This window comes from Lentzea xinjiangensis, from assembly GCF_900110955.1.
Lineage (GTDB): Bacteria > Actinomycetota > Actinomycetes > Mycobacteriales > Pseudonocardiaceae > Lentzea > Lentzea xinjiangensis.
In genome coordinates, this window is record NZ_FOFR01000009.1 from 305,530 (window position 1) to 313,534 (window position 8,005).

At 69.0% G+C, this 8,005-nt stretch carries 9 protein-coding genes; 3 read left to right on the forward strand and 6 right to left on the reverse strand.

The annotated features are described in order from the left end of the window. Nucleotides 1-150: 150 nt before the first annotated feature. Nucleotides 151-981, reverse strand: coding sequence for an SAM-dependent methyltransferase (locus BMW88_RS21280; RefSeq protein ID WP_218148152.1), 831 nt, complete (start codon nt 979-981; stop codon nt 151-153). A gap of 76 nt (nt 982-1,057) precedes the next feature. Next, nucleotides 1,058-1,702 carry a dTMP kinase gene (locus BMW88_RS21285; protein WP_089953184.1) on the reverse strand — a complete coding sequence of 215 codons (645 nt, stop codon included), beginning with the start codon at nt 1,700-1,702 and terminating at the stop codon, nt 1,058-1,060. Nucleotides 1,703-1,847: 145 nt separating this feature from the next. Here BMW88_RS21285 and BMW88_RS21290 point away from each other — a divergent pair, with 145 nt between their 5' ends. Next, on the forward strand, nt 1,848-2,816 hold the full coding sequence (locus BMW88_RS21290; protein ID WP_089953186.1) for a hypothetical protein: 969 nt from the start codon (nt 1,848-1,850) through the stop codon (nt 2,814-2,816). A 124-nt stretch (nt 2,817-2,940) separates the two neighbouring features. Here BMW88_RS21290 and BMW88_RS21295 read toward each other — a convergent pair whose 3' ends face one another. Continuing rightward, on the reverse strand, nt 2,941-4,983 hold the full coding sequence (locus tag BMW88_RS21295) for a TerD family protein (protein ID WP_089953188.1): 2,043 nt from the start codon (nt 4,981-4,983) through the stop codon (nt 2,941-2,943). A gap of 50 nt (nt 4,984-5,033) precedes the next feature. Here BMW88_RS21295 and BMW88_RS21300 point away from each other — a divergent pair, with 50 nt between their 5' ends. Together BMW88_RS21300 and BMW88_RS21305 are read left to right on the forward strand one after the other, a co-directional pair. Next, nucleotides 5,034-5,924, forward strand: a complete 891-nt coding sequence (locus BMW88_RS21300) for a helix-turn-helix domain-containing protein (RefSeq protein WP_245777944.1) — start codon at nt 5,034-5,036, stop codon at nt 5,922-5,924. Next, nucleotides 5,899-6,075, forward strand: coding sequence for a DUF397 domain-containing protein (locus BMW88_RS21305; protein WP_089953192.1), 177 nt, complete (start codon nt 5,899-5,901; stop codon nt 6,073-6,075). Before BMW88_RS21300 ends, BMW88_RS21305 begins: the two co-directional genes overlap by 26 nt. On the opposite strand, the gene BMW88_RS21310 is transcribed toward BMW88_RS21305, so the two are convergent. The 3 genes from BMW88_RS21310 to BMW88_RS21320 all read right to left on the reverse strand — a co-directional run. Next, the gene (locus BMW88_RS21310; RefSeq protein ID WP_218148153.1) at nt 6,072-6,692 is read right to left on the reverse strand and encodes a VOC family protein; all 621 of its coding nucleotides are present in this window, start codon (nt 6,690-6,692) and stop codon (nt 6,072-6,074) included. The two genes, BMW88_RS21305 and BMW88_RS21310, sit on opposite strands and share 4 nt — an antisense overlap. 32 nt (nt 6,693-6,724) lie before the next feature. After that, the gene (locus BMW88_RS21315) at nt 6,725-7,192 is read right to left on the reverse strand and encodes a hypothetical protein (RefSeq protein WP_089953195.1); all 468 of its coding nucleotides are present in this window, start codon (nt 7,190-7,192) and stop codon (nt 6,725-6,727) included. Between the two features lie 57 nt (nt 7,193-7,249). Next, nucleotides 7,250-8,005: adenosylhomocysteinase (locus tag BMW88_RS21320; RefSeq protein WP_089951363.1), on the reverse strand; the 756-nt coding region annotated here is incomplete at its 5' end.

Consider the following 8,005-nt stretch of genomic DNA (forward strand, 5'->3'; position numbering starts at 1 on the left):
ACCGCCCACGTTCCGTTGCCGCTGGTGGCGGTGTGCGGTCGTTCGGTAACCGGCCGGAACCCTCGCTCCACGTGCCCCACCTCGCCCCGATTTGGCCTGTTCGTCGCGGGAGTTACCGCGCGACGGTCACCTTTCGTTACCCGGGGGTTCTCAGGCCGTGCGGGTCGCCGAGGCCAGCCAGATGCGCGCGTCACCCACCTTCCGCGGGTCGGTGATCGCCGGAACCGCGCGGTCGTGCCGCGCGGCGAGGTCGACCTGGTGGGTCACGGTGGCGTGCCAGCCGTAGCCGTCGAGCCACGCGACGGGGTCCTCCACGTCGGACTGCCAGCGGGCGTCCATGGTGCCGAACCGCTCGTGCACCGCCCGCATCTGCGGCAGGTCGCGGAACTCGCGGTTGACGTGTTCGAGCGCGAGCGTGCTGTCCTGTGCGGACAGCGCGCTCACCAGGTACATGACCTGCTCGCCCACGTCGGGCGGCAGGAACATGAAGAGGCCTTCCAGCAACCAGGCCGCGGGCCGGTTCGGGTCGAACCCGGCGCGGATCAGCGCCGTGGCCCAGTCGTCGCGCAGGTCGCAGGGAACGACGACCCGTTCGCAGGAGGGCTCGGCGGCGAGGTCGCGCAGGACGTCCTCTTTGAACCGGAGCAGCTCGGGTAAGTCGAGCTCGAAGAGTCTGGTGCCCGGAGGCCACGACAGCCGGAACGCTCTGGTGTCGAGGCCCGCCGCCACGAGCACGACCTGGGGCCGGGCCGAGGCGAGGAGCGCGTCGTCGAAGTAGCGGGTGCGCAGGACGAAGTGGTCACCCGCGAGGGTGCGGACGCCGTTCAGGTCGCTCGCGGAGCCGGCGGCCCGGACGAGCCCGGCGGCCAGCGGGTCGTGGAAGAGGGGGTGGAGGCGGTGTTGCTCGGTGGCGCGGGCGGCAGCGATCAGGACCGCCGTACGGGCGACTCCGACCGGGGGGCGCTGCAGGACACGCTTCAAATTGTGCCCTCCTATTCACTCACAGTTACGTACCGGACACACGATCGTGTCAACGGGTACGCACGTGAGCGACCACTCAAGGAGTGAAGAGCGGTCCCAGAAGCGAACGAAAGTTCACGTTTGACCGCCCGTCGACCACTTGCCACGGGGCGAGCCAGCCGATGTTCGCCAATCCGTCGTAAACGACCCCGCACCGCGCCTGCAGCCCGCCGTCGGACTCGTAGATGTCGCGAGCGCGGGCGTCGTCGTCCTGCTCGCGTTTCGCGGCGCGTTCGGCCGCCACCTCCACGGGCACGCGGAGCAGCAGGTGCAGATCGGGAACGGGCAGCCCGAAGCGCTCGATCTCGAGCTCGCGCACCCACTCGACGAACTCGCCGTGCTCGTCCTGGTGCAGCCGCGCGGCGTTGTAGGCGGCGTTGGAGGCCACGTAGCGGTCGAGGAGGACCACGTCGTGCTCTTCGAGGTCCTTGCGGATCTCGTCGGCCGCGCCGCGCCGGTCGAGCGCGTAGAGCACGGCCATGCCGTAGACGGAGTCGCTGAGGTCGCCGATCTTGCCGTAGAGGGCGTCGCGGACCAGGTCAGCGTGCACGCTGATGCCGTAGCGCGGGAACGCGTGGCTCGCCACGGTCCGGCCCTCGGCGTTGAGCGCTTCGGTCAACCCGGTGGCGAGCGTGCGCTTGCCGGCGCCGTCCAGACCTTCGATCACTACGAGCTTTCCCACGCACGCACCCTAATCGGAACCGGTTCCAGCCACTCACACGGCCGCACCGCATCCCCCACACGGCGGAAATCCGATCTTTCGATCACCAGAACGAGTGACTACGGTGAACAGTCACACGGCGCGTGTGTGAAGGGTAGGTGCCGCGGTGGCCGCGGATTCCGGGCACGCCGAGTCGGTCGACGAACCGCTCGGTCACCCGACCGGGGGTTTGCCGACCCCTCTCGCCGAGACGCTGCGCTACGGGCCGTTCCACCGCGCACTGCGCGAGGCGATCGCCCACCGCGGCCTCTCGCTCGCCCGGCTGCGCGCCCACCTCGAACAGCTCGGCGTCCAGGTCGGCCAGTCGACGCTGTCGTACTGGCAGCGGGGCCTGCGCCACCCGGAGGTGCCGCGCGCCATCACCACAGTGCGCGCGCTGGAGTCCGTGCTGCGCCTTCCGCCATCGTCCTTGTTGGACCTCATCGGACCACGCACCGGCAACACCTACGCGTCCCGGCCGGTGGCGACCTGGCCGGAACCCGCGCCGTTGCTGGCGACTTTCGACTCCGTGCCGGAGGCCGCGCGCGGCAACGCGGATCTCGAAGTGCTGTCCGTGCACGACACCGTCCAGATAGGCATGTACCGCGAACAGCGCTCCATCACCACACGGCTGGTCGTGCGCGCGCTGCGGCAGGGGCCTGACCGGTACCTGGCGGTGCACCACGGCGACGACGGGTCGTTGATCGAGAATGCCGCGGTCAGGGCCGGTGAAGGCTGCCGGCAGGGGCGGCTGCGCCGGGAAAGCGCTTCCCGCAACCTCGCCGTGGAGATGCTCTTCGACCGGCGGCTCTCGGCCGGCGAGGAGCACGTCTTCAGCTTCACCATCTCCGACGACACGGGCAGCGCGACTCGCGGCACCCACCGGACGTTCCGCGGCGTGTGCGGCTCCTACCTCGTGCAGCTCTCGTTCCACCGGCGCGCGATGCCCGCGCGGTGCATCAAGCAGTTCCGCGCCTCGGCCGACGCCACACCGGTCGACGTCGAGGAGCTGGTGTGCGGGCTCGGCGGCGTCGTCAGCGCGTACTTCGGCGACGTGGGGCCGGGGATCGCGGGCATCGCCGTCGAATGGAGCTAGCCCGAAGCTGGGTGCGAGGAGAGCGAGGGGGCTAAAGACCAGCGGTCCGAAGACCCGCCTGGTTCCAGATTTAGCAGGAAGCCCCTTCATGGCCTCGCACCGACCACGGTAGCAGCGAACCCGGTTAGTCCGACAGCAGTTTCCCGAGCTCCGCCACCGTCGTGACGGTTCCGCCCGCGTCCTGCGCCAACCCGACGCGGATCACCGGTGCGTCCTCTGTGGACTTCTTGCGCGCGAACAGGTCCCTCAGCCTCGCTACCGTGAAGTACCGGCGCCGCAACGCCGCCGCGGCGATCAGCTTGACCACGTCGCGGTTCTCCTCGACGCGGTTGCCCCACGGCGTGCCGCGCAGGTACAGGTGCAGCCAGGTGCCGACCCAGGCGTCGCCCTGCCGTTCGAACATCGCGGGCAGCGCGACCTTGCCCCTGCCCCGCATGGCGGAACGCGCCCGGACCGTGCTCGGCTCGAACGGCTTGCCCTTCCGCGCGCGGTCGCGGCTCATGAACCCGAACATCGACTCGGCGACCTCGTCGAACCCCTCGCCGGAGTAGATGTTCACCTGCGGCACCACGTACCTGGCCTTCACCGCCTTCCGGTGCAGGTCGATGAACTCCGTCGCACCGTCGGGCGCCTCGGTGACGTCGCCCGAGTACTCGGCGCCGCCGAGCTTGAGCCGCGTCCACGAGACGTGGCCCTGGTACTCGAACTCCTCGTTCAGCAGCAGGGCGGACAGGTCGTAGTCGGTCCGCTTGGCGCGCTGCCGCCAGTGCACGAAGAACCGCAGCACGTCACCGTCCAGGGACAGCTTCGACCCGCGCGGCAGCACGCCGAAGCCCTCCTCGGTCCCGGAGACCGGCACGACGACGTCCAGCACCTCGTCGTCGACGACCAGCTCGGAGTAGGCGGGCAGCCTGCGGACCAGCTCGTTCTCGACGACCTCGACGATCTCCGCGACGGAGCCGGGGTCGAGCGGCGGGCGCGTGTCGTCGGCGATCCACACCCGGCGGCTCCTGCTCGCGAACACGCGGGCGGTGTCCGGCGTCGTGCGGTTCGCCAGGTGCTCCAGCACCGAGACGAGGACGCGGCCGGACACCTCCGGCACCGCCGCCTCGACGTGCCCGGCCAGGTCCGCGGCACCGTTGCGGAGGAGCCGGTCGAGCTGCCGCAACAACATGCCCGGCGCGTTCGAGAGGACCCGCACGGCACGCTCGACGTCGTTCTCCGCGAACGCCATCTCGACCTGCCCGGCGAACGACCGCGCGACCTTCTCCCCGCGCGCCACCGCGAACACGTCCCGCGCCTGCTCGAACGGGTGCTCGTGCGGGTGCAGCCGCTCACCGAGCCGCTTCCACGCCTCCCGGTTCTGGTGCACGTCCCCGAGCTTGCTCGCCGCCACCCCGTCCAGCGCCCTCAGCAACGCCCGGCGTTCGGGCCGGCGGAACGACCGGAAGCGCGTCGGCTCGGCGAGCGTGACGTCTCCCCCGGACGCCTCCGCCGCGAGCCGCAGCACGTCGGTGACGGTGTCGATGTCCTCCAACGGCCTCTGCGCGACGAGCCGGACGGCGTTGAGGATGGCGCGGTTCTCGCGCACCGGAACCTCGACCTCGACGTCCGGGCAGAGCACGGCCAGCTCACCGAGCAGCGCCCTGTCGGCCTCGGCCAGCGGGATCGGGCTCGACGCGAGCTCCTCGAACAGCCGCCGCACCTCCTCGTCGAGCGTGCCACCGAGGTGCACGACGGTGATGCGGTCCTTGAGCGACGGGATCAGCTCGTCGTGCGCGCGCAGCATCTCCTCGTAGGTGTGCTGGACGCGCCCGTACTTCGGCAGGGCGAGCAGGTTGTTCGTGGGTTTCACGCCCTGCGCGACCGCGTCGCGCAGGCACTCGCGCCAGAAGGCGAGCGTGTCCGGCACGTTGTGCGGGAACTCCTTGAAGTACGGGTTGTGCTGCCCCCGCGCGCCGATCAGCTCCTTGACCGCCCTGACGACCTCGGCGGCTCGCTCCTCGGCGTCCGCGACGCCGCCGATGTGCTCCAGCAGATCACGCGAGGTCTTGAACCCGGAGCCGAGCAGCGCGGCGTCCAACTGGCGCGCGACCGCGGCGCCGTCGCCCGGCGCACCGTCCGAAATGGGCACGCGCAGGGTCTTCTTGATGATGGTCGTCCGCACGTGGCCAGTAAAACCCGGTCGTCAATCACGATTCCACCCGTTTGGTCACGATGTTGGCTCTTCTCCATCACTTAACGTCGGTGGGCATGAACGGCGATCCGTCCACTCCCTACAGCCGTGACCTCGGCGACGAGCTGCGACAGGTGCGGGAGCGCTTCACCACCTTCCGCGGGCGCAAGATCGCCCGGATGCTCGGGTGGGACCCGGGCAAGGTGTCGAACATCGAGAACGGCAAGGTGCGCGCCACCGAGATCGACCTCGTCCAGTACCTGGGGCGGTGCGGGCGCAGCCAGGTCTTCATCGAGGACTTCCTGAACAGGTACCGGTCGGCGTTCGACCACTACTTCGTGCAGGTGCCCACCAACCTGCGCACGATGTCGATGGCCGAATCGGCCGCAGACAGGATCACCAGCTACGACATGATGACGATTCCTGACTTGTTGCAGTCCGAGGAGTACGCGCTGGCGCTGTACCAAGCCCGTGGCGCGCTCACTCCGGAGCTGATGGAGGCGGCTGTCCGCTTCCGGATGGAACGGCAGTCGATCCTGCGCAAACACGACCGACCGGAATGCACCTTCTACGTCCACGAGAACGCCCTACGGCTCAAGGTCGGCAGCGACGAGGTCATGGAGGACCAGCTCATGAAGCTGCTCTTTCACACCCACGTCATCCGGATCGTGCCGTCAGCCAGTGGTCCGGCGGGCGTCATGATGGCCAACTACATGCTGTGGCAGTACGAGAAGCGCGGCAGCGTGGTTTTCACGGAGTCCGACGTCGCTCAGGTGTTCGTGCAGGACGAGGTCGGCGTCAAGCGCTGCGAGTCGATCTTCGCGCACCTGGATGCACTGGCTCTCGGTGAGGAACAATCGCGAACGATGGTGGCGGATCTCGCCAGCCGATCGCGGGAGGACCTCAATGGCCGGAGACTGCACCTGGCGTAAGAGCAGCTACAGCGGCGGCGACTCCGTCGACAGCAACTGCGTCGAAGTGGCGTTTTCCCAGGTCGTCCGCGTGCGCGACTCCAAGAACACCGCGGGTCCCGAGCTGAGCTTCAGCGCCGAGACCTGGCAGGCGTTCGTGAGCGGTCGCTAGCGGACCTGGAACGTCAGTCCTTCCGGGCTGCTCAACCGCCCACGGCGAGGACCGGATGCGTCGGCCTCGACCGCGAGCTCCCACTGAGGAGCGGTGGCGGGTCCGGAGGTGGCGGCGAAGTCCGCGTGGGCCAGAGGGGCACCGGCCACCTCCCGGTAGAAGCGACGGGCGTCAGCAGGCTGGTCGCAGGCGAGAACCATGCGGCCGGGCGGGAACCTCCACCCGGTGAAGGCGCGTGCCCGCCACAGCGAGAAAGCGGCACCGAACGGATCGATCAACGTCGCCGTGCGGCCCTGGTCACCCGCCTCGAAGGGCGGCACGACGAGGCGGGCGCCGTTCGACACCGCCGCTTCCACACGGCGGTCGACGTCGTCGACCGCCAGGTAGAAGGCGATGTGGGCGGGCGTTCCCGGCGGGTAGACCGGGTTCGCCAAGTCGCTCACGCCGCCGATCGGGTGGCCGTCGGCGTAAATCTTGGTGGCCTTGCGCCAGTCGTCCTCGTCCACCGCGAAGCGCCAGCCCAGGGCGCGTGCGAAGAAGGCAGCGGTGCCGGTCACATCACGGGTCTTGAGGTCCATCCAGCAGAACTCGGTCATCAGATCAGGGCCTGTCGTCACCCTCCGATCTTCGGCGTTCCCGCAAAGGATTTTCAGCCGGTGCTCACGTCGTACGGCACCGGCAGGTCCAGTGCGGCGAGGAACCTGGCGGTCTTCACCTCGACGAACACGTCGCCGTCGTCGATCTCGTCGACGTCCTCCGACTCGTCCCACTCGAAGCCGTCCGGGTTCTCGTCCGCGGCCAGGTACGCGAGCAGCTCCGCCTGCTTGGCCGCGGCGTCACCGGAGGGGCTCTGCGACGCCCACCACGCCGCCAGCCCCGCCGCCTCGCGCAGGACGTCGGTGGGGTCGGAGGCGTTCGGGTTCTCGAAGTAGGTGCGCGGCGTCAGGCCGAGGTAGGCGACACCGCTGCCCACCCCCGCCGGCGCGTAGACGACCGAGGTGATGTCGCTGTCGTGGATGTCGATCCACAGGAACGGCTCCTCCAGGGGCGGCAGCTCGCCCTCGGACAGCGTCTTCCAGGAACCGTGCTCGTAGGCGTAAGTGCCGAAGAATCCCACGGCGACATGAAAACAGGGGTCCCCCGCCACGAAGCGGGAGACCCCTGTCAGAACGGCTCAGTAGCGGTAGTGCTCGGGCTTGAACGGGCCCTCGACGTCGACGTCGATGTACTCGGCCTGCTCCTTGGTGAGCTTGGTCAGCTCGCCGCCGAGTGCCTCGAGGTGGATGCGGGCGACCTTCTCGTCGAGGACCTTGGGCAGGCGGAAGACCTCGTTGTCGTACTCCTCGTACTTGGTGAACAGCTCGATCTGGGCGATCACCTGGTTGGAGAAGGAGTTCGACATGACGAACGACGGGTGCCCCGTCGCGTTGCCCAGGTTCATCAGCCGGCCCTCGGACAGCACGATGATCGTGCGGCCGTTCGGGAAGACCCACTCGTCGACCTGCGGCTTGATGTTGTTGCGGCGGATACCGGGGTAGCGGGCCAGGCCCGCCATGTCCAGCTCGTTGTCGAAGTGACCGACGTTGCCCAGGATCGCCTGGTGCTTCATCTGCGCCATGTGCTCCACCGTCACCACGTCCTTGTTGCCGGTCGTGGTGATGATGATGTCCGCGATCGGCAGCACCGACTCCAGCCGCGCCACCTGGTAGCCGTCCATCGCCGCCTGCAACGCGCAGATCGGGTCGATCTCGGTGACGATCACCCGCGCGCCCTGGCCGCGCAGCGACTCCGCCGAGCCCTTGCCGACGTCACCGTAGCCGCAGACCACCGCGACCTTGCCGCCGATGAGCACGTCGGTGCCGCGGTTGATGCCGTCGATGAGCGAGTGGCGGATGCCGTAGCGGTTGTCGAACTTCGACTTGGTCACCGC

Bases quoted from the DNA above. Each gene is read 5' to 3' on its own strand.
- BMW88_RS21305 (WP_089953192.1), top strand. From the start codon at position 5,899: ATGGCCGGAGACTGCACCTGGCGTAAGAGCAGCTACAGCGGCGGCGAC.
- BMW88_RS21300 (WP_245777944.1), top strand. From the start codon at position 5,034: ATGTTGGCTCTTCTCCATCACTTAACGTCGGTGGGCATGAACGGCGAT.